Annotated in this window: 24 protein-coding genes; 12 read left to right on the forward strand and 12 right to left on the reverse strand. The window is 73.4% G+C overall.

What is annotated here, in order from left to right; genetic code table 11:
- Nucleotides 1-23 precede the first annotated feature (23 nt).
- The 5 genes from AB0I49_RS18065 to gvpO all read right to left on the reverse strand — a co-directional run bounded on the left by AB0I49_RS18065 (nucleotide 24) and on the right by gvpO (nucleotide 2,759).
- Complete coding sequence (locus tag AB0I49_RS18065) at nucleotides 24-332, reverse strand: gas vesicle protein K (protein WP_363227936.1); 309 nt, start codon at nucleotides 330-332, stop codon at nucleotides 24-26.
- Nucleotides 329-544, reverse strand: a complete 216-nt coding sequence (locus AB0I49_RS18070; RefSeq protein ID WP_363227937.1) for a gas vesicle protein — start codon at nucleotides 542-544, stop codon at nucleotides 329-331. The genes AB0I49_RS18065 and AB0I49_RS18070 overlap by 4 nt, the downstream gene beginning before the upstream one ends.
- Nucleotides 541-1,536 carry a GvpL/GvpF family gas vesicle protein gene (locus AB0I49_RS18075; protein ID WP_363227938.1) on the reverse strand — a complete coding sequence of 332 codons (996 nt, stop codon included), beginning with the start codon at nucleotides 1,534-1,536 and terminating at the stop codon, nucleotides 541-543. The genes AB0I49_RS18070 and AB0I49_RS18075 overlap by 4 nt, the downstream gene beginning before the upstream one ends.
- A gap of 77 nt (nucleotides 1,537-1,613) precedes the next feature.
- Nucleotides 1,614-2,381 carry a GvpL/GvpF family gas vesicle protein gene (locus AB0I49_RS18080; protein WP_363227939.1) on the reverse strand — a complete coding sequence of 256 codons (768 nt, stop codon included), beginning with the start codon at nucleotides 2,379-2,381 and terminating at the stop codon, nucleotides 1,614-1,616.
- 75 nt (nucleotides 2,382-2,456) lie between these two features.
- Nucleotides 2,457-2,759: a gas vesicle protein GvpO gene (gene gvpO / locus AB0I49_RS18085; protein WP_363227940.1), complete on the reverse strand. Its 303-nt coding sequence runs from the start codon at nucleotides 2,757-2,759 to the stop codon at nucleotides 2,457-2,459.
- 407 nt (nucleotides 2,760-3,166) lie between these two features.
- Between gvpO and AB0I49_RS18090 the strand changes: the two genes are divergently transcribed.
- Nucleotides 3,167-3,382, forward strand: coding sequence for an I78 family peptidase inhibitor (locus tag AB0I49_RS18090; protein WP_363227941.1), 216 nt, complete (start codon nucleotides 3,167-3,169; stop codon nucleotides 3,380-3,382).
- A gap of 115 nt (nucleotides 3,383-3,497) precedes the next feature.
- Here AB0I49_RS18090 and AB0I49_RS18095 read toward each other — a convergent pair whose 3' ends face one another.
- Together AB0I49_RS18095 and AB0I49_RS18100 are read right to left on the reverse strand one after the other, a co-directional pair.
- Nucleotides 3,498-4,529 carry a phosphatase PAP2 family protein gene (locus tag AB0I49_RS18095; protein ID WP_363227942.1) on the reverse strand — a complete coding sequence of 344 codons (1,032 nt, stop codon included), beginning with the start codon at nucleotides 4,527-4,529 and terminating at the stop codon, nucleotides 3,498-3,500.
- 270 nt (nucleotides 4,530-4,799) lie between these two features.
- On the reverse strand, nucleotides 4,800-5,978 hold the full coding sequence (locus AB0I49_RS18100) for a mannosyltransferase family protein (RefSeq protein WP_363227943.1): 1,179 nt from the start codon (nucleotides 5,976-5,978) through the stop codon (nucleotides 4,800-4,802).
- A 219-nt stretch (nucleotides 5,979-6,197) separates the two neighbouring features.
- On the opposite strand from AB0I49_RS18100, the gene AB0I49_RS18105 reads away from it, so the two are divergent.
- Together AB0I49_RS18105 and AB0I49_RS18110 are read left to right on the forward strand one after the other, a co-directional pair.
- A complete protein-coding gene (locus AB0I49_RS18105; protein ID WP_363227944.1) occupies nucleotides 6,198-7,880 on the forward strand; it encodes an MFS transporter in 1,683 nt (560 codons plus the stop codon).
- A 179-nt stretch (nucleotides 7,881-8,059) separates the two neighbouring features.
- The gene (locus AB0I49_RS18110; RefSeq protein WP_363228120.1) at nucleotides 8,060-9,232 is read left to right on the forward strand and encodes an acyl-CoA dehydrogenase family protein; all 1,173 of its coding nucleotides are present in this window, start codon (nucleotides 8,060-8,062) and stop codon (nucleotides 9,230-9,232) included.
- Nucleotides 9,233-9,288: 56 nt separating this feature from the next.
- On the opposite strand, the gene AB0I49_RS18115 is transcribed toward AB0I49_RS18110, so the two are convergent.
- From AB0I49_RS18115 to AB0I49_RS18125, 3 genes are all read right to left on the reverse strand, one after another.
- Nucleotides 9,289-9,726 (reverse strand): cell division protein SepF, encoded by a 438-nt coding sequence (locus tag AB0I49_RS18115; protein ID WP_363227945.1) that lies wholly within the window; start codon nucleotides 9,724-9,726, stop codon nucleotides 9,289-9,291.
- Nucleotides 9,727-10,097: 371 nt separating this feature from the next.
- A complete protein-coding gene (locus AB0I49_RS18120) occupies nucleotides 10,098-11,048 on the reverse strand; it encodes an ABC transporter substrate-binding protein (RefSeq protein ID WP_363227946.1) in 951 nt (316 codons plus the stop codon).
- A 27-nt stretch (nucleotides 11,049-11,075) separates the two neighbouring features.
- Entirely contained in the window at nucleotides 11,076-11,603 is a 528-nt protein-coding gene (locus AB0I49_RS18125; protein WP_363227947.1) for a GNAT family N-acetyltransferase, read from the reverse strand.
- A 461-nt stretch (nucleotides 11,604-12,064) separates the two neighbouring features.
- Here AB0I49_RS18125 and AB0I49_RS18130 point away from each other — a divergent pair, with 461 nt between their 5' ends.
- From AB0I49_RS18130 to AB0I49_RS18160, 7 genes are all read left to right on the forward strand, one after another.
- Nucleotides 12,065-12,991, forward strand: coding sequence for an amino acid ABC transporter permease (locus tag AB0I49_RS18130; RefSeq protein WP_363227948.1), 927 nt, complete (start codon nucleotides 12,065-12,067; stop codon nucleotides 12,989-12,991).
- Nucleotides 12,992-13,062: 71 nt separating this feature from the next.
- A complete protein-coding gene (locus tag AB0I49_RS18135; protein ID WP_363227949.1) occupies nucleotides 13,063-14,976 on the forward strand; it encodes an FAD/NAD(P)-binding protein in 1,914 nt (637 codons plus the stop codon).
- A 165-nt stretch (nucleotides 14,977-15,141) separates the two neighbouring features.
- Nucleotides 15,142-15,894 (forward strand): amino acid ABC transporter ATP-binding protein, encoded by a 753-nt coding sequence (locus AB0I49_RS18140; RefSeq protein ID WP_363228122.1) that lies wholly within the window; start codon nucleotides 15,142-15,144, stop codon nucleotides 15,892-15,894.
- Between the two features lie 131 nt (nucleotides 15,895-16,025).
- Nucleotides 16,026-17,123 (forward strand): LLM class flavin-dependent oxidoreductase, encoded by a 1,098-nt coding sequence (locus AB0I49_RS18145; protein ID WP_363227950.1) that lies wholly within the window; start codon nucleotides 16,026-16,028, stop codon nucleotides 17,121-17,123.
- Nucleotides 17,120-18,526 (forward strand): NtaA/DmoA family FMN-dependent monooxygenase, encoded by a 1,407-nt coding sequence (locus AB0I49_RS18150; RefSeq protein ID WP_363227951.1) that lies wholly within the window; start codon nucleotides 17,120-17,122, stop codon nucleotides 18,524-18,526. The genes AB0I49_RS18145 and AB0I49_RS18150 overlap by 4 nt, the downstream gene beginning before the upstream one ends.
- Before the next feature lie 5 nt (nucleotides 18,527-18,531).
- Nucleotides 18,532-19,344: a DUF1684 domain-containing protein gene (locus tag AB0I49_RS18155; RefSeq protein WP_363227952.1), complete on the forward strand. Its 813-nt coding sequence runs from the start codon at nucleotides 18,532-18,534 to the stop codon at nucleotides 19,342-19,344.
- A 461-nt stretch (nucleotides 19,345-19,805) separates the two neighbouring features.
- Nucleotides 19,806-20,714, forward strand: coding sequence for a S1 family peptidase (locus tag AB0I49_RS18160; RefSeq protein WP_363227953.1), 909 nt, complete (start codon nucleotides 19,806-19,808; stop codon nucleotides 20,712-20,714).
- Nucleotides 20,715-20,857: 143 nt separating this feature from the next.
- Here AB0I49_RS18160 and AB0I49_RS18165 read toward each other — a convergent pair whose 3' ends face one another.
- Together AB0I49_RS18165 and AB0I49_RS18170 are read right to left on the reverse strand one after the other, a co-directional pair.
- The gene (locus AB0I49_RS18165) at nucleotides 20,858-21,682 is read right to left on the reverse strand and encodes a hypothetical protein (protein ID WP_363227954.1); all 825 of its coding nucleotides are present in this window, start codon (nucleotides 21,680-21,682) and stop codon (nucleotides 20,858-20,860) included.
- 2 nt (nucleotides 21,683-21,684) lie between these two features.
- A complete protein-coding gene (locus AB0I49_RS18170; protein ID WP_363227955.1) occupies nucleotides 21,685-22,029 on the reverse strand; it encodes an MmcQ/YjbR family DNA-binding protein in 345 nt (114 codons plus the stop codon).
- Nucleotides 22,030-22,125: 96 nt separating this feature from the next.
- On the opposite strand from AB0I49_RS18170, the gene AB0I49_RS18175 reads away from it, so the two are divergent.
- Both AB0I49_RS18175 and AB0I49_RS18180 read left to right on the forward strand, forming a co-directional pair.
- Entirely contained in the window at nucleotides 22,126-22,971 is an 846-nt protein-coding gene (locus AB0I49_RS18175) for an aminoglycoside adenylyltransferase family protein (RefSeq protein ID WP_363228123.1), read from the forward strand.
- A gap of 153 nt (nucleotides 22,972-23,124) precedes the next feature.
- On the forward strand, nucleotides 23,125-24,141 hold the full coding sequence (locus AB0I49_RS18180) for a slipin family protein (RefSeq protein ID WP_363227956.1): 1,017 nt from the start codon (nucleotides 23,125-23,127) through the stop codon (nucleotides 24,139-24,141).
- Nucleotides 24,142-24,145: the final 4 nt, after the last annotated feature.

Below are 24,145 nucleotides of genomic sequence, written 5' to 3' on the forward strand. Positions count from 1 at the left end.
TGTGCGGGGGTGCGGATCACGCCTTATTCGGAGGGCCCGGAGGGTTCCGGGGGCAGCAGCGGTCCGAGCGGGCCGAGATCCAGGTTGAGGTCCGCGGCGGTCAGCCCGTACCGCTCGCGCAGCTCGGTCATCCGCTCCGAGAGCAGCATCAGGGTCAGCCCCATCCGCTCCTCCTGATCCTCCGTCAAGTCGCCCTGCTCCACCCGGCGCAACGCCTGACGCTCCATCAACTGCCGCAGCAGCTCCACGACGGTGAGCACCAGCTTCATCAGGTCGCGCTCGACGGTGTCCCGGTCCAGCTCGACCCGGCCGTGCACGGTGCGCTCGCTCACGCGCTCCACTCCTTCCCCGGGGCGGCCCCGCCCGCGGAACCGTCCCACGGGGAGGGCACGTTCTCGTTCACCGAGCTGATGAGGGCGCGCAGATCGATCCGTACGAGATCGACGTCGGCGATCCGCAGCGTGATGTCGCCGACGATCACCGCCCCGCCCGCCAGCAGCCGGTCCAGCAGGTCCACGAGCGCGAGCTGCTCCTGTTCCCTCACTCGCCGGCCCCGCCGCCCCGCTCCTCGCGGGAGGCCTCGCCCGAGAGCCCGCCGGGGGCCTCGTGGGAGACCTCGCCGGGCGCTTCGTGGGACGTCTCGCGGGAGACGAAGGAGTACGGCGCCCAGGGGCCCGTCAGCTCCAGCCGCACGCCGTCCGCCGCCTGCGCCAGCTCGCCCACTCGCGAGGTGAAAGCGGAGCTGCGCTCGCGGCGCACCAGATACGCGGCGTTGAGGACATTGCGGTCCGGGTCGCCGGAGAGCCGGGCGTCCTGCGGCGGGTGCAGCCGCACGCCCTCGGCCAGCGCGGCGAGCGTCTCGTGCACCAGGCGGGCGCGCTCGTCCGCACGCTGCCACCGCTCCTCGCGGGCCCGCCGCTGCGCTCCCCGCCGGCGCAGGTAGTCGCGGCCGGAGCGAGCGGAGCCTGCGGAGCCGCCGGAGCTGCCGGAGCCTTGGGAGCCTTCGGAGGCGGCGTCCGCCGCGGGCCTACCGCCCTCGCCCTCCGCGCCGGGCGCTGCGGTCGCGTACGCCTTGACGCCCCACTCCACCCGCCCCTCCAGCCGGTCGAGCACCGAGCCGAACTCCTCCCGCTCGGCCGCCAGCACCCGCCGCAGCCCCGCCTCGTCGCGGTAGACGGTGGCCAGCCGCAGCGGCAGCACGCAGCGCTCCCGCGAGGCGGCGTCCACGACCCGCTGATGGGCGCGCGCCACCTCGCTCAGCCACGGCAGGTCCTCCAGCCGCTTGCGCAGCCCCGCCTCGTCGAAGTCGGCGGCGGGCACCGGGCTGACCAGCGCGGCGAGCCCCAGGTGCCGTACGGTCCGCACGGGCCCGCCGCACACGCCGCCGACCGCTTCGAGCGCCGCGTCGGCGTCCTCGGCGTCCCGCGCGACGGCGTAGGCGTACAGCAGCTCCCCGGTCATCGGCTCTCCGGCCGCCGGCTCTCCGGCCATCCGACCTCCGGTCGTCGGCTCCCCGGTCGTCGGGCCCTCGGACACCGCGACCCCTCCTCCCGTCCTTGGATGCGCGTCGCGGACCTCCGCGTCCCGGACATCCGCCTCCCCGCCGCCCCCGCTCACGGCTCGACGAAGCTGTACGGGGGCAGCGGACCGTGCACGTTCAGCTCCATGTGCGGGTGGTTCCCGGTCAGCTCGTCGATGGTGCTCAGCAGCTCGTCGACGCCCTCGCCCTTCTCCACGAGGAAGGACATGTTCACGAACCAGCCGCCGCTCTCCGGCCCCGGCCGGCTCTCCTCCGACAGTGGCAGCAGCGCCTCCTCCACCAGCCGGGCGTCGCGCTCCTCGCGCTCGCGCACGCTGCCCGCGACCAGTTCGCCGAAGCGCAGCCGCTGTTCGTACGTGCCGCCGCCGGCCGCCCGGTTGGCCTCGGCGAGGGCCCGCAGCTCGGCACTGTCGGCGAGGACGAGGTGGAGCACCGCCTCCTCGCGGTGCACGGCCTTCACGTTGTACTCGACGCGGCCGGTCAGCCGCTCCAACTGCTCGTGGTAGCGCTCGGCCTGCTCGCTGAGCACGGTGCGTACGGCCTCGTCGCTGGGGGAGACGCTGCCGAACCGCATCGGCAGCACGGCCGACGACTCGCCGACCCGCGCCAGCACCTGCTGGTGCGCCATCAGGTCGCGCCGTTTGGGCCGCAGGCGCTCCGGGCAGTCGCTGACGATCGCGGTGAGCCGTCCCTCGCTCAGCGCGCGCACGGGACGGGGCGGGTCGCCGACGCCGGTGAGCGGCTCCGGGCACCGGACCTGTTCGCCGCGTGCGATGCCGTACACATACGTGCCTTCTCGCTCTTCGTCCGTCGGGGGGCGGGAGACGGGGTCAGCGGTCATGTCGCCGGTCTTCCTCTCCTGGTGCTCTCTCCCGGCGCTCGGGCGCTCGGGGTGTGCGGGCCGGGCCGCCGGGCGTCAGTCGCGGTCGGACCGCGAGCGCTCGTAGCGGCGGACGCGGCGGTAGCCGGTGAGGCGTCCGCCCGCGTCGAGCGTCACCTCGTAGAGCGCCATGAGACTCATCGTCTCGGGCACCCGGGCGACCTCCACGACCTCCGCCTCCACCGTCCAGCCGCCGTCGGTCCGCTCGAACCGGGAGACCGTCTCGGGCGTCCGCCCGGTCAGTTCGCCCAGTTGCTCGCGGGCCGCCCGCAGCAGTTCCAGCGGCGTCGGTTCGTCGTCCGCCGCGCTCTTGTCTCGCTTCTCAGGGGTGTCTGTCATAGGTGACCTCGGGGCAGCGGGTACCGCGCCGGAGCCGGGCCAAACCTGTGCGGGGATCAGGAGCGGGATGTGGCGGATTTGTGCAATCCATGTGCCCGCCCCCGCATTTCGCCGCGCCTCCGCGAATTCCCCCGCGCGGGCCCGCCCGCTATCCGCGCTCCGGGCGTTATGGCGGGCCCTGCCGATCGGCCCCCGGCATTCCCCGGCGAGAGCGCCGGGAATTTATCCGAAGGTCGTTAGCGTGTCTTGGACACGGCAAGAGAAGCACCGTACGAGTGACGCGCGTAACGGCAAACCAGAGGCGGTTTTCTGTGACAGAAGTGTGACCAGTGGGGAACGTGTCACGCATGAGTCCATGGCACCGCCCGGACTTCCGCCGCCGCGCCCGGCGGCCTACGGTGGCTGCCATGGCACCTCTTCCCAAGCCCCCCTACGAGCCCGAGGACGACCCCGGGCGGTACGTCGGCCTCGACGCGGCCAAGGCCGAGGAGCAGGCCCGCGCGCGCGGCTGGAACACGGTGCGCGCGCTGCCGCCGGGCGCGATCATCACCATGGAGTACCAGGGCGGCAGGCTCAACTTCGAGGTCGAGCACGGCACGGTGCGCCGCTGCTGGAAAGGCTGACCGCCCGCCCGTACGGCCGACGGCCCCGGCCGCCCTGTGGAAGGGGCGGCCGGGGCCGTCGTGGTGCGTGGCACGTGCGGGGGGAAAGGCTGTGCGTACCGCTGCCCCCGCGGCGTCAGGTGCCCGCCGTGCGCCCCCGCCCGGCCGAGGGACCCAGCGGCGCCGTGCGCGGGGCGCGGTCGCCGTGCGGCGGGCGGCGGCTGCCGCTCGGGGTGACGGGGGACCGCTCGGAGCGGACGGTGTGCGGCCGGGACGACAGGTGCGGCCAGGCGTCCGGCACCCGCCCGGCGGCGGCCGGCGACGTGCCGCCGCCCGACCGGCTGGCGGCCCCCACCGGTTCGAGGACGGGCAGTTCGTCGTCCACGGCCGGGCGCGGCGCGGCGATGACGGTCAGACCGCCGGCCGGAGCGGGGGCGAGCGCCCCGCTGTCGCGCAGCCGCCGCAGCAGCGCCGTCAGATGCGCCTCGGCGTAGGCCATCAGCGGCTCGAACCAGGGCAGCGCCAGCAGGACGAGCAGCCCCGCGGTCCAGCCGAGCGTCACGTCGCTCACCCAGTGCGTACCGAGGTAGACGGTCGTCATGCCGATGCCGAAGGCGAGCGAGGCGACGATCACGGAGGTGACGCGGCGGGTCAGCGGGGTGGTGGCCAGATAGGCCAGCACACCCCAGGTCACCACGGCGTTGGCGGTGTGGCCGGAAGGAAATATATCCCCGCCGGCCCACATCTCGTTCGAGCCGATCTCCGTCGCGTAGTGCGGCCCGAGTCGGCCCATGCCGAGCTTGGCGGCGCCCACGGTCACGTTGAGCAGCAGCAGCGAGGAGCCCAGCACCAGCAGCGGGCGCAGGCTCTGCTGCTTGTACGAGCGCCAGCCCAGCCAGGCCGCCACCGCCACCGCCGTCGGCCCGCGCTGGCCCAGCACCACGAAGTAGTCGAGGAAGGTGTGGATCTCCGGCCACTGCTTGTACGGGTGGAACAGCATGACCTGCCAGTCGAACCGCACCGGCCAGGACGTGGTGAGCACGCCGACGACGATCGCCACATAGACCACGAAGGTCGCCACGAAGATGCCGAGGCGCGTTCGGGTCATCCGTGGTCGCGGATCGTCGGGGCGCTCCTCCGCTGGGACGAGCTCGTCATTGGTACGCACCCAATCGACGTTACATTGGGTGACAGGAAGGCATGGCCGATCAGGACTCTTTGTGATGACGATGTGATGTGGAGTGGGTCTCGATCGGCTCTTTCGATGGCGCGATTCGGATAAATAAAGGCGACCTAAAGAATCCGGTGCGAAGAGGCGGCCGAAGGCCCTTCCGTCTCTTTATCCTTTTCTCGCACCGCTGTTTATCGCCGATTGGCCGGGATGTCCCGAACCGTTTCCCGGCAGGCGCGGCCGGGGCCCCGGCCCGCGGCCCGGCCCTCAGGGCGGGCCCGTCCCGTTGAGCCAGAACGCGCCATACCCGGCCGACGCCAGCGCCAGCGCCCCGAGCGCCGCCGCGGCCCATCCGGTGCGCAGCCGGGCCAGCGCCACCGCCAACGGCAGCACCAGCGGGAACGCGGGCAGCATCAGCCGCGGCTTCGAACCGAAGTAGCCCTTCGCGGTCAGCGCCAGCAGCAGCACGACGCCCGCGTACACCAGCAGCGGCAGCGGCTGCCCCTGGCGCACCCCGCGCACGTACAGCCAGAGCACCAGCGCGACCGCGGCGAGCAGCACCAGACCGGAGACGTACCCCGGACCCGTGAGCCGGCCGCCGACGAAGGCGGCGAACGCCAGCCCGCCGTCGAAGCCGTTGCCCCAGCCGCCCTGCACCCGCAGATAGCCGAGCGCCCCGCCCTCGCGCACCCCGACCCACGCGACGTACCCGAGCCAGCCCAGCGGCGCGAGCGCCGCCCCCAGCAGCATCCGCCGGTCGGTGCGCCAGGCGGTCCGCCACCGGCCGCCGGACGCCAGCGCGAGCGCCGCCGCGACCCATACGGCCGCGACGACGGCCGCGCCCACCGGCCGGGTCGCCCCCGCCAGCAGCGCGAACCACCCCGCCCAGACCCAACGCCCGGTCAGCACCGCGTACACGCCCCACGCCGCCAGCGCCGTGAACAGCGACTCGGAGTACGCCATCGACTGCACCACCGACACCGGCAGCGCCGCCCACAGCGCGGCCAGCACGACGCCCGCCCGCCGCCCGTACACCCGCTCGCCGACCAGGAAGAGCGCCCAGGCCGCGAAGAGCGAGGCCACCGCCGAGACGGCCAGGCCCGCGTCGGCGGCGGTCAGCGGCGAGCACGCGGCCACCCCCCGCTCCAGCCACGGCAGCAGCGGGAAGAAGGCCAGATCGGAGTGGACCCGGCCGCCGCCCAGATCGAGCGTGAAGCCGTAGCCGTGCTCGGCGACGCGGGTGTACCAGATCGCGTCCCAGCGCCCGGAGAGCAGCTGCCGCGGGCTGCTGCCCGCCGCCCGGCTCCACACCGCGAGGACCGTGAGGGAGAGCAGGCGTACGCACGCGAAGGCCAGCAGCGCGGGCGCGGCCCGGCGCACCGCGTCGGTCACCGTCCGCGCGCCGGGGCTCGCGGGCGCGCTGAGCGCGGGAGTCAGACCGGTCATCGCCACGATTATCGGTCATGGACCACGGGGTATGGAGCGGGGGCGCTGAGCCGCCGCCGACCCCGGTGATCTGCTGCGATCGGTCTCCCATCGGGAGGAGTGCCCAACGGCCCCCCGGAGGACTCGCGTACTCTGACGACTCACTCGCCCCCTCGACGCCGGGTCCACAGTCCCCCTTGGCCCGTTCCGAGCGCGAGCGCACGACACGGAGGTGTGTGAATGTCCGGGACGACCACGGCCGGCGCCAGGCCGACAGCGGACGGCCCGTCCCGGAACCGGGGCGGCGCCAACCGCTGGACCGTGCTCGTCGTACTCTGCGTCAGCCTGCTGCTGGTCGCCCTCGACTCGACCGTGCTGCACGTCGCCGTGCCCGCCGTCACCGAGGATCTGCGGCCCGGCCCGATAGAGCTGCTGTGGATCGTCGACGTCTACCCGCTCGTCTGCGCCTCCCTGCTCATCCTCTTCGGCACCCTCGGCGACCGCGTCGGCCGCCGCCGCGTCCTGCTGCTCGGCTACGGCTTCTTCGGCCTGGCCTCGGCCCTCGCCGCCTTCGCCACCAGCCCCGACGTGCTGGTCACGGCCCGCGCCCTGCTCGGCGTCGGCGGCGCGATGATCATGCCCGCGACGCTGTCGATCCTCCGTCAGGTCTTCCCCGACCGCCGCGAGCGGGCGCTGGCCATCGGCGTGTGGAGCGCGGTCGCCGCCGTGGGCGCGGCCGTCGGACCGCTGCTCGGCGGCTTCCTCCTCGAACACTTCTGGTGGGGCTCGGTCTTCCTCATCAACATCCCGCTGATGGTCGTCAGCCTGCCCATCGGCCGCTGGCTGCTCCCCGAGTCCACCGGCGACCGGGACGGCCCCTGGGACGTGATCGGCGCGCTGATGGCCGCGTTCGGCCTGTTCGGGGTCGTCCTCGGAGTGAAACGGGCGGGCGGCGGCGACGAGCTCCTGACCGTCGACACCCTCGCCCCGGTCGTCCTCGGCGCGGCCCTGCTCGTCCTGTTCGTCCGCCGCCAGCGACGCCGCGAACACCCGCTCGTGGACCTCACGATGTTCGCCCGGCCCGCCTTCGGCACCTCGGTCGGCTGCATCGTGCTGGCCATGCTGGCCCTCGTCGGCCTCGAACTCATAGCGGCCCAGTACCTTCAGCTCGTCCTCGGCCTCTCCCCCCTCGCGACCGGCCTGCGGCTGCTGCCCCTCACCTTCGCCGCGATGGCCGCGGGCCTGGTCGGCTCCCGAATACTGCACCGCTTCGGCCCCCGCACCATGGTCGGCCTCGGCTTCCTCCTCACCGCCGGCGCGGTCCTCTCGCTGACCGTCATGGGACAGCAGGACCGGCCGGCGCTTCTCGTCATCAGCTTCGTCCTGCTCGGCTTCGGCCTGGAGACCACGCTCTTCGGCGCGTACGAGTCCATGCTCAGCGAGGCCCCCGCCGCCTCCGCCGGGGGAGCGGCCGCCATCGGCGAGACCTCCTACCAGCTCGGCGGCGGCATCGGCATCGCCCTGCTCGGCAGCGTCATGAACGCCGCGTACGCGCCCGGCGTCAAGAACGCCCCCGGCGTCCCCAGCGACTCCTCCGCCGCCGCCGGCCACTCCCTCGGCGAGGCGTACGAGGTCTCCGGGCGGCTCGGCGGCGCGGCCGGCTCGGCGCTGCGCCACGCGGCCCGCGCCTCCTTCGTGCACGGCCTGCACGTCACCCTGATCGTCAGCGCCGGGCTGCTGCTCCTCGGCGCGCTCGCCGCGCTGCGGCTGCCCCGCGCGATGGAGTGCGAGGGCGGCCCGGACCCGGACGCCGACCCCGGCCCGGCCCCGGAACGCGGCCCCGGCCCGGCCCCGGAACGCGGCCCCGGCCCCGAGGCCGCGGCGCGCAGGGGCGAGCCGTGCGGCGCGGAGTCCTCCGGCTGATCCTCGATCCGCGCCGCCGCGAAACCCGCCGGCCGTGCCCGCCGCGCGCCGCCGCGCACCCGGCCCGGCCCGGCCGCGCGGCCCCGGTGGGCCTCTGGACGCGGGGCGGCGGCCGGTCGTAGCGTCGGGCGCGAGCCGAAAAGATCACTGCCGGAGGCGCAGACATGTCCGTACGCTCCATGCCGCCGTTCGATCCGACCGATCCGCTCGGGATCGACGACCTCCTCGCCCCCGAGGACCTCGCCGTACGGGCCACCGTCCGCCAGTGGGCCGCCGACCGGGTGCTGCCGCACATCGCGGACTGGTACGAGCGCGGGGAGCTGCCCGGCATCCGCGAACTGTCCCGCGAGCTCGGCTCGATGGGCGCGCTCGGCATGACGCTCAAGGGCTACGGCTGCGCGGGCGCGAGCGCCGTCCAGTACGGGCTGGCCTGCCTGGAACTGGAGGCCGCCGACTCCGGCGTCCGCTCGCTGGTCTCCGTGCAGGGCTCCCTGGCGATGTACGCGATCCACCGGTTCGGCTCCGAGGAGCAGAAGCAGCGGTGGCTGCCGGGGATGGCGGCGGGCGAGACCATCGGCTGCTTCGGGCTGACCGAGCCGGACCACGGCTCCGACCCGGCCGGCATGCGCACGTACGCCAAGCGGGACGGCGGGGACTGGGTCCTGACGGGCCGCAAGATGTGGATCACCAATGGCTCGGTGGCGGGCGTCGCCGTGGTCTGGGCCCGCACCGACGACGGCATCCGCGGCTTCCTCGTGCCCACCGACGCCCCCGGCTTCGCCGCGCCGGAGATCAAGCACAAGTGGTCGCTGCGGGCCTCCGTCACCAGCGAGCTCGTCCTGGACGAGGTGCGGCTGCCCGCCGACGCGGTGCTCCCCGACGTCACCGGGCTGCGCGGGCCGCTGAGCTGCCTGTCCCACGCCCGGTACGGCATCGTGTGGGGATCGATGGGCGCGGCCCGCGCCGCCTTCGAGTCGGCGCTGGAGTACTCGCGCACCCGCGAGCAGTTCGGCCGGCCGATCGGCGGCTTCCAGCTCACCCAGGCCAAGCTCGCCGACATGGCCGTGGAACTGCACAAGGGCATACTGCTCGCCCACCACCTCGGGCGGCGGATGGACGCGGGCACGCTCCGGCCCGAGCAGGTCAGCTTCGGGAAGCTCAACAACGTGCGGGAGGCCATCGACATCTGCCGCACGGCCCGTACGGTCCTCGGCGCGAACGGGATCTCGCTGGAGTACCCCGTCATGCGGCACGCCACGAACCTGGAATCGGTACTCACCTACGAAGGCACCGTGGAGATGCACCAGCTGGTGCTCGGCAAGGCGCTCACCGGGCTCGACGCCTTCCGGTAAGCGGCGAACGGGTCCCCGCCTCTGGCCGGCGCCGGCGGCCGGAGGCAGGAACGCGATCAGCTCTGGTTGAAGAAGCCGCCGGTCCTGCGGCCGCCGGAGTCGCCACTGAGGACCTGGTAATCGGGCGGCGTGAGCAGGAAGACCCGGTTGGCGACGCGGTCGATCGAGCCGCGCAGGCCGAAGGTGAGGCCGGCCGCGAAGTCCACGACGCGCTTGGCGTCGGTGGGCTCCATGCCCGTGAGGTTCACGATCACCGGAATGCCGTCCCGGAACAGCTCTCCGATGCCGCGGGCGTCCCGGAAGCTCTCCGGGGTGACCGTGGCGATGCGCGTGCCCTCTTCCTCCGCCGCCTCCTCGGCCACCCGCACCCGCGGGTTCGTCACCCAGGACTCCCGCGCCTCGGACCCCTCGGCGTACTCGTCGTCGTAGTAGCGCTCTTCATCGCTGTCGTCGACGAGCCCAAGCCAGGCACTCGCCTTGCGCACCGATCCCATGGACGCCTCCTCTCACACGCGGTGTGTACCGTCCGCCTTCCTATGGTCGTCCATGATGCTGATGATGTGCCAAGTGGATAGCCGCCGCACGGGGGTTTCGTGACGCATCTGGTGCAAAGAGTGTGACGGGTTGTCGATTTATAACCAGCTGAGTTGATTTCAGTACCGACCGTGACGCAATCGGCGGCAGGACACAGGCGCGCTGGCCGGTCCGTCCGCCCCGTCCGTCCCGGCCGGGCCTCGGCGGCCCCCGCCCTGACCTGCTGTGACGTAGGCGCGCGAGCACGCCGCCGACGGCGACCGGACGTCGGCAGGGAGGCCGGCCGCCGGGACCGGGCCGGGGTGCGGACCGGCCCGGGGCTCCGGGCGGGCTACTCCACCTCGTGCGGGCTGAGCCGCGAATGCCGGATCGCCGAGGGACCCACGCCCCACTTCTTCAGGATGCGGGCGTACGAGCCGTCGGCGATCAGCCCCTCCACCGCGGCCCGGAAGGCGGGCGCGAGCCTGCTGCCCTTGGCGAAGGCGAAACCGACGTCGAGCCGGTGCGACTCGTTCAGGAACCGCACGCCCTGCTGCTGCCGCACCGCGTAGCGCAGCCCGTTGGCGGTGCTCATCACCACGTCGATCCGGCCCTGCCGCAGCCCGAGCCAGACCGTCGCCGGGTCGGCGAAGGTCTTCACGCGGTACGCCTTCTTCCCCGCGTCGGCGCAGCGGTGCGCGTTCTCCTCCAGCGTCGCCTCGAAGGTGGTGCCCGCGCCCGTCGCCACCGTCAGCCCGCACAGCTCGGTCAGGTCGGTGACCTTCTCGGGGCCGCTGCCGTCGAGGGTGGCGAAGCCCTGCCCGTCGTTGATGTACGTGACGAAGTCGATGGTCTTGCGGCGCTCCTCGGTGACCCCGAAGTTGCCGGTCCCCACGTCGTACTTGCCGCTGCCGAGCGCCGGCAGGATCGCCTCGAACCCGGCGACCTGCCGCTGGAGCCGCACCCCGAGCTTCCGCGCGACCGCGTCGGAGATGTCGATGTCCAGACCGGCGAGGGTCCTGCCGTCCTGGAGGTAGGTGGAGCTGGGCGGCGAGCCGACGCTGGCGGCGATCTTCACGGTGCCGCGCGCCCGTACGTCCGCGGGCAGCAGCGCCGAGGCCGCCCGGTCCTCCGCGATCTGGGAGACTACGTTCTCGGTGGGGATGTCCGCGCCGGGCGCGCCGGCCGCGGCGTTCCGCGCGCCGCCGCCCGCCGCGTCCGGATCGCCGCTCCCGCAGGCGGTGAGCGACAGGAGACCCGCGGCCAGCAGGGCGGTGGCGCCGCGCACGGCGGTCGCTCTCACGAGGTCGCCCCCTTCACGATGTCGCTCTCATGGCGTGCGGTTCTCCAACCGGTTGAGGAACTTCTCGAACGGCAGCGGCCCGATCGTCTCGGGGTCCGCCGACACGTCGAAGAGAGGGCGGTAACCGGCCGCCAGATAAAGGCCCTTGGCCTCCGGCTGCCGGGGTCCGGTGGTCAGGAAGAGGCGCTCGTAACCGCGCTCGGCGGCCTCCCGCTCCAGGGCGAGCAGCACCTGCCGGGCCAGTCCGCAGCGGCGGTGCGCCGAGTGCGTCCAGATGCGCTTGAGCTCGACCGTCGGCGGGCCGGCCGACTCGTGGCGGCGGAACGCGCCGCCCGCGATGGCCGCCCCGCGCTCCAGGAGCAGCAGGAACGCCCCCTCGGGCGGGGCGAATTCGACGGCCGGATAGCCGTGCAGATCGGAGGACGAGCCGTAGCGGGCGGTGTACTCGTACGTCAGCTCGTCGAGCAGCGGACGGGCCAGCGGATCGGCGACGGTGGTGTGATGGACGGTCAGTTCAGGGGCGCCCCCGGTCGGGGGCAGGGCTGTGGAACGCATGCGGGACCCTTCGGGGTGCATGACGTGAGGGCGCGGGCCCGTACGGGCGCGCCGCCGGGACAGGGCGAGCTGAGGGGAGAGGCGCGAGGGGAGGTCGCTCAGGCGTGTGAAGGCGCGGAAGGAACGCGCGTATGCCGCCGCCGCGCCGCGAAGGGCGGGCTCGGAACCCGGAAGACGACCGGGCCCTCAGGGCGGGAGGTCAGCTCTGACAGGACGACGACCACACCCGACCGAAGTCGATGTGGTCCCGTGTGACCAGCCACTGCCGTGAATGCATGGCCCAAGTGGAACAGGCATCCGTTTCTTCGTCAACTGACATGAGACGTACGGCTCACAGTGCGGACGGGCTTGACAGCGGACCGTACGGGCGGCTTAGCCTCCTGTCACGGCCGTGCTGAGGGGCGCGGCCCGCGTGTGAAGGCGTATCCCGTGTTCGATCTCTGCATCCACGGAGCCTCCGCATGTCTTTGGGCAGCGCAGCCACGCACCCCGAAACCCTTCCCGCCACCACCTCCCCGCCGTACGAACGCGACGGCGCACCCGACCCGGACCCCGGCGCGCGGCCGCGCGTCGTGCCCGTACGCCGCACCGGCCAGTGGATCGCGGCAGCCGTCGTCATCCTGCTGCTCGCCATGGCGGCCAACTCCGTCGCCCGCAACAAGGCGTTCCAATGGGACGTCGTCGGCGCGTACTTCACCTCCTCCAGTGTGCTGCGCGGCCTCGGCCTCACGCTCTGGCTGACGGCCGTGGTCATGGTGGCCGGCTTCGCGCTCGGCACCCTGCTCGCCGTCATGCGACTCTCGGCCAACCCCGTCCTGAACAAGGTCAGTTGGGGCTACGTCTGGCTCTTCCGGTCGGTGCCGGTCCTGGTCCAGCTGCTGTTCTGGTTCAACATCGGCGCCCTGTACCCGACGCTCGGCCTCGGCATCCCCTGGGGGCCCGAGTTCGTCAGCGTCCACACCGTGAACCTCTTCGGCCCCACGGCCGTCGCCGTCGTCGGGCTGACCCTGCACGAGGCCGCGTACGCCGCCGAGGTCGTCCGCGGCGGCATCCTCTCCGTGGAGAAGGGCCAGCTGGAGGCCGCCCAGTCGCTCGGCCTCGGGCGCGGTCGCACCCTGCGCCGCGTCGTGCTGCCGCAGGCCATGCGGTCCATCGTGCCCCCGGCCGGGAACATGCTGATCGGCGCCCTCAAGGGCACCTCCATCGTCTCCATCATCGCCGTGAACGACCTGCTCTACTCCGCGCAGCTCGTCTACCACCGCACGTACCAGGTCATCCCGATGCTGCTGGTCGCCACCCTCTGGTACGTGCTGGTCACCTCGGTGCTCAGCGTGGGCCAGCACTACGTCGAACGGCGCTACGCGCGCGGCACGGCGGGCGCCCGATGAGCACGCGCCCGCCTGGCCCCCGACCGGGCGGCCCCCGCACCCTGGGCGACCGCGTTCTGACCGGTCAGGCCATGAACGGTCAGGCCGCAGGCGACCGGGTGCCGAACGCCCCCGACGGCCGGTCCACCGCCCTTGTGCCCTCCGTCGTCATCGTCGGCGCCGGACCGCGCGCCACCGGAGTGATCGAACGGATCGCCGCCAACGCCCCCGAACTCCTCGACGGCACGCGCCTCGACATCCACCTCGTGGACCCGCACCCGCCCGGCGGCGGCCGGATCTGGCGGCACGACCAGTCGCGGCTGCTGTGGATGAACTCCATGGCCGAGGACGTCACCATGTTCGGCGACGACTCCGTCGAGCACGAGGGCCCGGTCCGCCCCGGCCCCTCCCTCTCCGAGTGGGCCGAACTCGTGCGCACCGGCGCGCTCACCGTGGACCTCGAACCCGAAACAGCCGCGGAACTGGCCGAGTTGACCGGCCAGACCTTCGCCAGCCGGCGGCTCCAGAGCGCGTACCTCGGCTGGGTGTACGAGCAGGCGCTGGCCGCCCTGCCCCCGCACATCACCGTCCACGAGCACCGCCGCCGCGCCACCCGCGTGTCCGGGCCGCGCGACGGCCGGCAGCAGGTGTGGCTCGCGGACCGGCCCACGCCGCTCCTCGCCGACCTCGTCGTGCTCGCTCTCGGCCACCTCGACGCCGAACCCGACGCGGAGCAGAGCGCCCTCGCCGCCTTCGCCGCGGACCACGGACTCACGCACATCCCGCCGGAGTTCACCGCCGACAGCGACCTGTCCGGCCTGCGCCCCGGCGAGCCCGTCATCGTACGAGGCTTCGGGCTGGCCTTCATCGACCTGATGGTGCTGCTCACCGAGGGGCGCGGCGGACGCTACACAGAAGACGGCCCCGACGGCGCGCCGACCTACCACCCCTCGGGGCGCGAACCCGTCCTGCACGTCGGCTCGCGGCGCGGCGTCCCGTACCACTCCAAGCTCGGCTACCCGCTGCGCGGCGAGGCGCCCCCGCTGCCCCGCTTCTTCGGCCCGGCCCAGGTCGACGCGGTGCTCGCCCGCCCCGGCCCGCCCGACTTCCGGCGCGACGTCTGGCCGCTGGTCGAGAAGGAGCTGGGCTTCGCCCACTACCACCGGCTCTTCACCGCCCACCCGCACCGCACATCCGTCGACTGGCCGGACTTCGAGGAGAAGTACGCCGCCTGCGACCCCGGCGGCCCCGAACTCCAGGCGCTGGTCGCCGCCTCCGTGCCCGACCCCGCCGACCGGCTCGACCTCGACGCGCTCGACCACCCCCTCGCGGGCCTGCGCTACGCCGACGCGGACGCCCTCCAGGACGGTCTGCGCGGCTACATCGAGGCCGGCCTCGCCCGCGCCCACGACCCCGCCTACAGCCCCGACCTGGCCGTCTTCCTCGCCCTGCTCTCCGTCTACGGGCAGCTCGTGCGCCTCGGCGACGTGGGCCCGTGGTGGCACGGCTTCTTCAGCTACCTCGCCTCGGGCCCGCCCGGCCCCCGGCTCCGGCAGCTCCTCGCCCTCTCCCGCGCCGGCGTCGTGCGCTTCCTCGGCGCGGACATGACCGTGACCGCCGACCCGGAGCGCGGCGTCTTCCGCGCGGGCGGCGCGAGCGTGCCCGGCCACGCCGTCGAGGCGAGAGCGCTCGTCGAGGCCCGGCTGCCCGCGCCGTCCGTCGTCCGCTCACGGGACCCGCTGCTGCGCGGCCTGTACACGGACGGGGCCGCGGCGACCCCCGCCGGGCTGCTCGCCGTCGACCCCGTGGACCTGCGCGTCCTCGACCGTACGAGCCGCCCGCACCCCCGCCGCTTCGCCATCGGCGCGCACACCGACGCCCGCTCGTCCGGCGCCTTCGCCCGGCCCCGCACCAACGCGCCCGCCTTCCGGCAGAACGACGCCGCCGCGCGGGCCCTGCTCGTCTTCCTCCGCGACGTGTCCTGTCGCGCACCGCTCAGCGCCTGAACACACCCCGGCCCGCACGGACTTCGAGGAACCCCTATGCCACTGACTTCGCACGCGAAGCGACCGACGAACGCCACGGACACCACGAACGCCCCGGATACCACGAACGCCCCGGACCCCACTGATGCCGCGGACCCCACTGATGCCGCGAGCGCCGCGGACTTCATGGTCGACGTCCGGTCCGTACACAAGAGCTTCGGACCGCTCAAGGTGCTGCACGGCGTGGACCTGCGCGTACGACCAGGAGAGGTCGCCGTCGTGCTCGGCCCGTCCGGCTCCGGGAAATCCACTCTGCTGCGCACCATCAACCACCTGGAGAAGGTGGACAGCGGCCAGGTGAGCGTCGACGGCTCCCTCGTCGGCTACCGCCGCTCCGGCGACAAGCTCTACGAGCTGCGGGAGCGGGAGGTGCTGCGGCAGCGCACCCGGATCGGCTTCGTCTTCCAGAACTTCAACCTCTTCCCGCACCTGACGGTGGCGGAGAACATCACCGAAGCGCCCGTATCAGCGCTCAAGCGCCCCAAGAAGGAGGCCGCGGCCACGGCGGAACGGCTGCTCGCCCGGGTCGGCCTCGCCGACAAGGCCGCCGCGTACCCCCGGCAGCTCTCCGGCGGCCAGCAGCAGCGCGTCGCCATCGCGCGGGCCCTCGCCCTCGAACCCCGGCTGCTCCTCTTCGACGAGCCGACCTCCGCCCTCGACCCGGAGCTGGTCGGCGAGGTCCTCGACGTCATCAAGGACCTCGCCGCCCGCGGCACCACGATGATCGTCGTCACCCACGAGATCGGGTTCGCGAGGGAGGTCGCCGACACCGTCGTCTTCATGGACGGCGGCCGCATCCTCGAACAGGGGCCGCCCGCCGAGGTGTTGGACGACCCGAAGCACGAGCGCACCAGGGTGTTCCTGTCCAAGGTCCTCTGAGACGCGCCGAGATGGGACGCGCCGGGGCGGGACGCGCCGGGATGAGGCGCGCCGGGTCCGCCCATCGCACCGAAGCGACCGCCGAGAGCCACCGAGAGCCACCGAGAGCCACCGAAAGAAGGCATACGACCATGTCCGTACCCTCCCCTTCCCGGCCGCTGCGGCTGGCCGCGGCCGTCGACCGCGCCGATGCGGCCGGTGCGCTCGACGCCGGCCCGTACGTACGCGCCGCGCGCCTCGCCGAGCGCGGCCGGCTCGACTTCGTCACCCTCGGCGACTCCTTCGCGCGGCGGGGCCCGGACGCCCTCGCCGTGTTCGCCCGCATCGCCCCCGCGACGGAACGGATCGGCCTGGTGCCGACCGTCACCACCACGCACACCGAGCCGTTCCACGTCTCCAGCGCCGTCGCCACGCTGGACTGGGTCAGCCGCGGCCGGGCCGGCTGGACCGTGGACGTGTCGACGACGGCGGCCGAGGCGCGGCTCTTCGGCCGCCGCCCCGCGGCCTCCGCACGGGCGCTGTGGCGCGAGGCGGCGGACGTCGCCGACGTCGCCGGGCGGCTCTGGGACAGCTGGGAGGACGACGCCGAGATCAGGGACGTCGCCACCGGCCGCTTCATCGACCGCGACAAGCTCCACTACGTCGATTTCGAGGGCGGCGAGTTCTCGGTGCGCGGCCCGGCCATCGTGCCGCGACCGCCCCAGGGCCGCCCGGTCATCGCGCTGGACGCCACCGCCTCGCTGCCGCGCGAGGCCGCGGCCCGGCACGCCGACGTCGCGTACGTACGGGCCATGAGCCGGTCCGCCGCCGCCGGGGCGCGGGCGGATCTGCGCGGCCGGGCGGCGGCGCACGGCCGGGCCCCGGACGAGCTGACGGTGCTGGCCGCGCTGACGGTCGATCTGACCGACGGCGAGAGCGCGGCGTCGGCCGACGCCGCCTCGTACGAGGGCGAGCTCACGGCCGGGCGCGACGGGCGCACGCTCTACCGGGGCGGGCCCGTCGGCCTCGCCGAGCTGATCGGCGACTGGCACGAGGCGGGGGCCGTGGACGGCTTCCACATCACGCCCACCGACCCGGAGGACGACCTGGAGCGGTTCGTCAACGGCACGGTGGCGCTGCTCCAGCACCGCGGCCTCTTCCGCACCTTCTACCCCGGCGCCACGCTCCGCGACCACCTCGGCCTGCCGCGCCCCGCCAACCGCTACGCACCCGCCGGAGGCATCGCATGACCACACCCGCCAGGAACACTCCCGCCAGGAACACTCCCGCGAGGGGCGAAAGGAAGCGGATCCACCTCGCCGCCCACTTCCCGGGCGTCAACGCCACGACCGTATGGGCCGATCCGCGCTCCCGCAGCCAGATCGACTTCTCCTCCTTCGAGCACCTGGCCCGTACCGCCGAGCGCGGCCTGTTCGACTTCTTCTTCCTCGCGGAGGGGCTGCGGCTGCGCGAGCACAAGGGGCGGGTGCACGACCTCGACGTGGTCGGCCGCCCCGAGTCGATCACCGTGCTGAACGCCCTCGCCGCCGTCACCGAGCACCTCGGGCTGGCCGCCACGGTCAACGCCACCTTCAACGAACCGTACGAACTGGCCCGTCGGCTCGGCACGCTGGACCACCTCAGCGGCGGCCGTGCCGCCTGGAACGTCGTCACCTCCTCCGACGCCTTCACCGGCGAGAACTTCCGGCGCGGGGGCTACCTCGACCGGGCCGACCGCTACACCCGCGCCGCCGAGTTCGTCGCGACCGCCCGTGAGCTGTGGGACTCCTGGGACGGCGGCGACGCCCCGAGCCCCTTCGCCCACACCGGGCGGCATTTCGACATCTCGGGCGAGTTCGGCGTACGGCGCAGCCCGCAGGGCCACCCCGTGGTCATTCAGGCGGGCGACTCCGACGAGGGGCGCGAGTTCGCCGCCTCGGCCGCCGACATCATCTTCACCCGGCACGGCACCCTGGAGGCGGGCCGCGAGTTCTACGCCGACGTGAAGCGGCGGCTCGGCGCGTACGGCCGCCGCCCCGACGACCTCAAGATCATGCCCGGCGTGACCTACGCGCTCGGCGACACCGCCGCCGAGGCGCAGGAGAAGGCCGCCGAGATCCGCCGGCTCCAGGTCTCGCCGCAGAACGCGATCCTCGCCCTGGAACAGATCTGGGGCCGCGACCTGTCCGCGTACGACCCGGACGGGCCGCTGCCCGACATCGACCCGGACCCCGACGGCCAACTGGTCCAGGGCCGGGTCCGGCTCGGCGATCCGCTGGCCGTCGCCGCGAAATGGCGGGCGCTGGCGGCGGCCAAGGGGCTGTCCATCCGGCAGACGGTGATCGAGACGACCGGCCGGCAGTCGTTCATCGGGACGCCGCAGAGCGTCGCGGCGGAGCTGGACGAGTTCGTGCAGACGGGCGCCGCCGACGGCTTCATCCTCATCCCGCACCTCACGCCGGGCGGCCTCGACGACTTCGTGGAGCGCGTGGTGCCGCTGCTCCAGGAGCGCGGCTCGTTCCGCACCCGGTACGAGGGCACGACGCTCCGCGACCACCTGGGGCTGCCCCGGCCCGCCGCACCGTCCCGCCTCGTCGAGGCCCCCGCCGAGGCCCCCGCGCGTGGCACGCGCGCGGGGGCTGTGAAAGGTTGAACGACATGAGCGACGACGCACAGCAGCAGTGGAAGACCTGGCACGAGGGCCGCGTGGCGACGGTCTCCGAGCCGTACGGGCCGCTCGCGCTCACCGGTACGCACTGGCTCTCCGACGCCGAGGACGGCCGCGTCCCGACCCTGGACGGCGGCACGCTCCCCGGCCGCTGGACCGAGGGCGGTGACGGGGACGAGGACACGATGTCGCTCAGCGCCGACGCCGCCGACGGGCTGACGGTGGACGGCCGGCCGCTGGACGGCGAGGTCCGGCTCGGCGAGGACAGCGGCCCCGAGGCGGCCCGCGTGGCCCGCGGCCGACAGCGCTTCGTCGTGCTGCGCCGCGAGGGCCTGTGGGCCGTCCGGGTCTTCGACCCGGACGCCGAGAACCGCCGCTCCTTCGCCGGCATCGACGTCTTCGACTACGACGAGCGGTGGGTGCTGGACGGGCTCTTCCGCCCGTACGACACGAGCCGCACCGTACGGGTCGGCAACGCCGACGGCCAGGAGCGGGGGCTCGGGCTCGGCGGCGAACTCGCCTTCACGGTCGACGGCGACGAGCACACGCTCCAGGTCGCGGTGGAGGGGGACGGGTCGCTGTGGGCCGTGCTCGCCGACGGCACGAGCGGCCGGGACAGCTACCGCTTCCGCTTCCTGCGCCCGCCGGCGCCGGCCGCGGACGGCACGGTGACGGTGGACTTCAACCGGACCCTGCTGCCGCCGTGCGCCTTCGCCGACCACTTCATCTGCCCCTTCCCGCCGCCGGGCAACACGCTGCCGATCGACGTACGGGCGGGGGAGCGGAACCGGCTGACGCGCTGAGCGAGATCGGCTGAGGCGCCGAGGGGGCCGGCCGCCGCGCTGAGCGAGACCGGTTGCCGGGGCTGAGGGGGGGGCTGGTCGCCGCGCTGAGCGCGATCGGTTGCCGGGGCTCTGAGGGGGCCGGTCGCCGCGCCGAGGGGGAGCGGACGGCCGGCTGACGCGCCGAGCGAAAACCGGTTGCCGCGCCGAAGGGAACCGACCGCCGCGCCGCTACGTCCTATCGGCGACCCGAGGGGGTCAGCACCCAGCCCCGGCGGCCTCCGAGCCGTCGGGGCCATGGCCGTTGTGCCGCGAACGGGCGTCCGAAAGCTGCCCTTGCGCCTGTTGTCCGCCCGCCTCGATACTCCGCAGCAGCGCTTGTCAGGGGCACGGCGGAAACGGAATCCGGTGTGCCCTTTGACTGCGCCTCACGGGCCCGTCCACCCCACGGCGGGCCCCCTACCCCCCTCGGGAGGAAGAACGTGAGGATCAAGCGCACCACCCCCCGCAGCGGCATCGTGAGACGTTCCGGCCTGCTCGCCACGGCCGCGGGCCTCGCGGCCGCGACGGCGCTGGTCGCCACCAACGCCCACGCCGACGGCGGCCGGTCCGCCGAGCCGTACAGCGTCGCCCAGCTCTCCGCCGTCGACTCGGCCGTGCTGAGCGCCGACGTCGCGGGCACGGCCTGGTCCGTGGACCAGAAGTCCCGCTCCGTCACCGTCACCGTCGACGACACCGTCACCGCGGCCGACATCGCCAAGATCAAGGCCGGGGCGGGCGCCAACGCCGGCGCCATCCGCATCGAGCACATGAAGGGCGAGCTCCGGAAGCTCCTCTCCGGCGGCGACGCGATCTACGCGCCGAGCTGGCGCTGCTCCCTCGGCTTCAACGTGCGCAAGGGCAACACGTACTACTTGCTCACCGCCGGACACTGCACCGAGGGCAAGCCGCCGTACTACGCGAACTCCAGCAAGACCACGAGCATCGGCCCCACCACGGGTACGAGCTTCCCCGGCAACGACTACGGCATCGTGCAGTACACGAACACCTCGCTGGCCCACCCCAGCGCCGTCGGCAGCCAGGCCATCACCAAGGCCGCCAACCCCACCGTGGGCCAGAACGTCACCCGGCGCGGCTCCACCACCGGCACCCACAGCGGCAAGGTCACCGCGCTGAACCAGACCGTCAACTACGGCAACGGCGACATCGTCTCCGGCCTGATCAAGACCACCGTCTGCGCCGAGCCCGGCGACAGCGGCGGCTCGCTCTACTCCGGTTCCACCGCCTACGGCCTCACCTCCGGCGGCAGCGGCAACTGCACCTCCGGCGGCACGACGTTCTTCCAGCCGGTGGTCGAAGCGATGAACGCCTACGGCGTGAGCCTGTTCTGACCCCGCTCTGAGCGCGTTCCGAGGGAAGGCGCGGCTTTCTTCCCCACCTTCACGGCCTGCCCCATCCCCCCTGCCCCCGGCCGGAACACCGGCCGGGGGCAGGTGTACGGGGCGTACGGGCGGGGCTTACGGGCGCACGTGACTCAGCGGGGGACCGCCGCCGGTCCGTACGCGGCCCCGCCCCGTTCCCCGCCGCCGAGCCGGTCCGCGACCTTCAGCAACTCGTCGGCGGCCAGCCGCGAGCCCGAGTCGCACACCATGTAGGTGAAGGTCCCGTCGAACCAGGTCACGCCGCGCTCGGAGCCCGCCCTTGTGAAGAGGTGTCCGGGCCGCCCGCCGACCGAGACCGCCTCGCCCGAGCCGACCTGCCCGTCTCTGCCGGCGATCTGCGCGATGGCCAGGGTGGGTTCCCCTGCCCCCTTGCGGTAGTAGCGGGTCCAGGCGGGCCCGTGTTCGCGGTCCCGTGAGAGCAGGGACGGCAGGCCGGGCTGGGGTCCGGGCGCCTCCTGGTACATGACGTCCGTCTGCGCGTAACCCGGCGGGAGGTAGCCGGGAGCGCCGAGGAAAGCGCTGTCGAAGGGATGGATGCGGTCGCCGGTGAAGCCCTCGACGAGCCGCCGCTTCCCCAAGGGCGTCCGCAGCGTGACGGCAACCTGTTGATCTTTCGAGGTCGCGCAGGGGTGCGACAGGTCGGGGATGCCTGTCCTGATCGTCAGGGCGACGGTGTCGGAGGACTCCCGAGCCGCCAGTTCGGGCTGTACCTCATGGCAGGGGGACCACGAGACGGCAGCGGTGAGCGTACGGCCGTCCCGGCTCACCAGCACCTGGCTCGACGCCAGCCCGTCATCGCGGTGGTTTTCGAGTCGGTCCTCCCAGAGCCACCACGCGGTCAGGGCGACGGTGACGACGGCTGTCGTGCCGACGACCCATAACCCCCTTATCAGATAGGTGAGTTGGTCGGGTCGCACGCTCAGGCCGCTCCGGTGAAGGCGTCCAGCAGGTGCGGCGGGGCCGCCTGCTTCCAGGAGTCGACGAGGATGTCCCGCAGTTCGTCGACGTCCTCCAGGGCGGCGAGCCGTACGCGCACCCAGTTGGAGGCGGCCTCGTGCGGCGGCACCCAGAACTTCTCCGGCTCCGCCGCGATCAGCTCCTGCCGCTCGTGCATCGGGCACCGCACGGCGAACGACGTCTCGTCGTCGGGGACCGTCACGAACATCTTGCCGGCGACGCGGAAGGTGGGCATGGACCACGCCTCCTTCTCCACCGTCTCCGGCAAGGAGAGGGCGATGCGGCGTACGTCTGCGGAATCGGTCATGATCAACAGATTAATCGGTGACCGTACGGTGCCGTCGCCTCGCCGGAAACCGGTTGGCTCCCCCCTCCTCCGCTCCCTACCATCCGGACCGTGGCGATCAGCGGGACGGGCCTCCCGGAGTCGGAGGCGGACACGGAAGCGCAGGCCGAGGACGTCGTGCGCCTGGTACGTCAGGTGTTCGGCGAGGACGTCGTCGGCGCGTATCTCCACGGCTCCGCCGTGCTGGACGGGCTGCGGCCGAGCAGCGACCTCGATGTGCTGGCCGTGCTGCGGCGGCGCACGACGGCGGGGGAGCGGCGGGCGCTCGTGGCCGCGCTGCTGAGGATCTCCGGCACGGGGGGCACGGGAGACGGAGGGGACGGAGGAGGCGGAGGAGGCGAGGAAGGCGGCGGACGGCGGCCCGTCGAGCTGACGGTCGTCGTCCAGGACGACGTACGGCCGTGGCGGTATCCGCCGCGCTGCGAGTTCCAGTACGGGGAGTGGCTGCGTACGGAGTACGAGCGCGGGGAGACGCCGGGGCCGGGGGAGAGCCCCGATCTCGCGCCGCTGATCACCATGGCGCTGCTCGGCGACGCACCGCTGTGCGGGCCGCCCCCGGCCGACGCGCTCGACGCCGTACCCCCCGAGGACCTGCGCCGCGGCATCGTCGCCGGGGTGCCGGAGCTGCTGGCCGAGCTGGAGGACGACACCCGGAACGTCGTCCTGACGCTCGCCCGCGTCTGGCGGACCCTGGCGACCGGGGAGATCGGTTCCAAGGACGCGGCCGCCGGCTGGGCGCTCGCCCGGCTCCCCGAGGAGCACCGCCCCGTACTCTCCCGCGCGCGAGCCGGCTATCTCGGCCGGCTCGGCGCGGACCGGGAGCGCTGGGACGACCTGCTGCCGCGCCTGCGCCCGTACGCCGAGCAGGTCACCGCCGAGATCGAGCGGCTGGCCTCGGGCTGATCCGGGGCTGACCCCGGCGTACAGCTCCGAGGCGGGGCCGGGCCCGGTGACGGGGGGCTCGACCCCTGCCCGTAGCGGGCATACCGTGGGAAATAACACCCGCCCTCCCCGCTGCCGCAGACGGGGAGGGGCCCAGACGGCTAGGGGGCCGTGATGGTCGAGGAGCTGGTGGCAGCAGGAGCGGCGGTCGCGTCCGCGGGTGTGCTGTACGCACTCGCGGCGGCCCGTGTGGTCAAGCAGTACGAGCGGGGCGTGGTCTTCCGCCTCGGCCGGCTGCGAAATTCCGTGCGCGGACCGGGGTTCACGATGGTGATCCCGGCCGTGGACCGGCTGCGCAAGGTGAACATGCAGATCGTCACGATGCCGGTGCCCGCGCAGGAGGGCATCACCCGTGACAACGTCACGGTGCGCGTGGACGCGGTCGTGTACTTCAAGGTGATCGACCCGGCCAACGCCGTCGTCGAGGTCGAGGACTACCGCTTCGCCGTCTCCCAGATGGCCCAGACCTCGCTGCGCTCGATCATCGGCAAGAGCGACCTGGACGATCTGCTCTCCAACCGCGAGAAGCTCAACCAGGGCCTGGAGTTGATGATCGACAGCCCGGCCGTGGGGTGGGGCGTGCAGATCGACCGGGTGGAGATCAAGGACGTGTCGCTGCCGGAGACCATGAAGCGGTCGATGGCACGGCAGGCCGAGGCCGACCGCGAGCGGCGGGCGCGCGTCATCAACGCCGACGCGGAGCTCCAGGCGTCGAAGAAGCTGGCCGAGGCCGCGCACGAGATGTCGGGCGAGCCCGCGGCGCTCCAACTGCGGCTGCTCCAGACCGTGGTGGCCGTGGCGGCGGAGAAGAACTCCACGCTGGTGCTGCCGTTCCCGGTGGAGCTGCTGCGCTTCCTGGAACGCTCCACGCAGCCGGCCCCGCAGGCCGCCCAGCCCTCGCAGCCCCAGCCTCAGCCCCAGGTTCAGCCGCAGGTCCAGGCCGAGCCGCCCCGGACTCAGCAGCAAGCGGCGCAGGAGCAGGCGGCGCAGCAGCCGCCCGACCCGATGGAGCAGGCCGACCAGCCGGACCGGACACAGCAGTTGGGGCAGGTGGGCCGGGTGCGTCAGCCGGATCAGGTGAGCGACGCGACACCGGAGCAGGCGCTTTCGGAGGAGCCGCAGGTGCGGTAGAGGA

Source organism: Streptomyces sp. NPDC050617 (assembly GCF_040654795.1).
Taxonomy (GTDB): domain Bacteria; phylum Actinomycetota; class Actinomycetes; order Streptomycetales; family Streptomycetaceae; genus Streptomyces.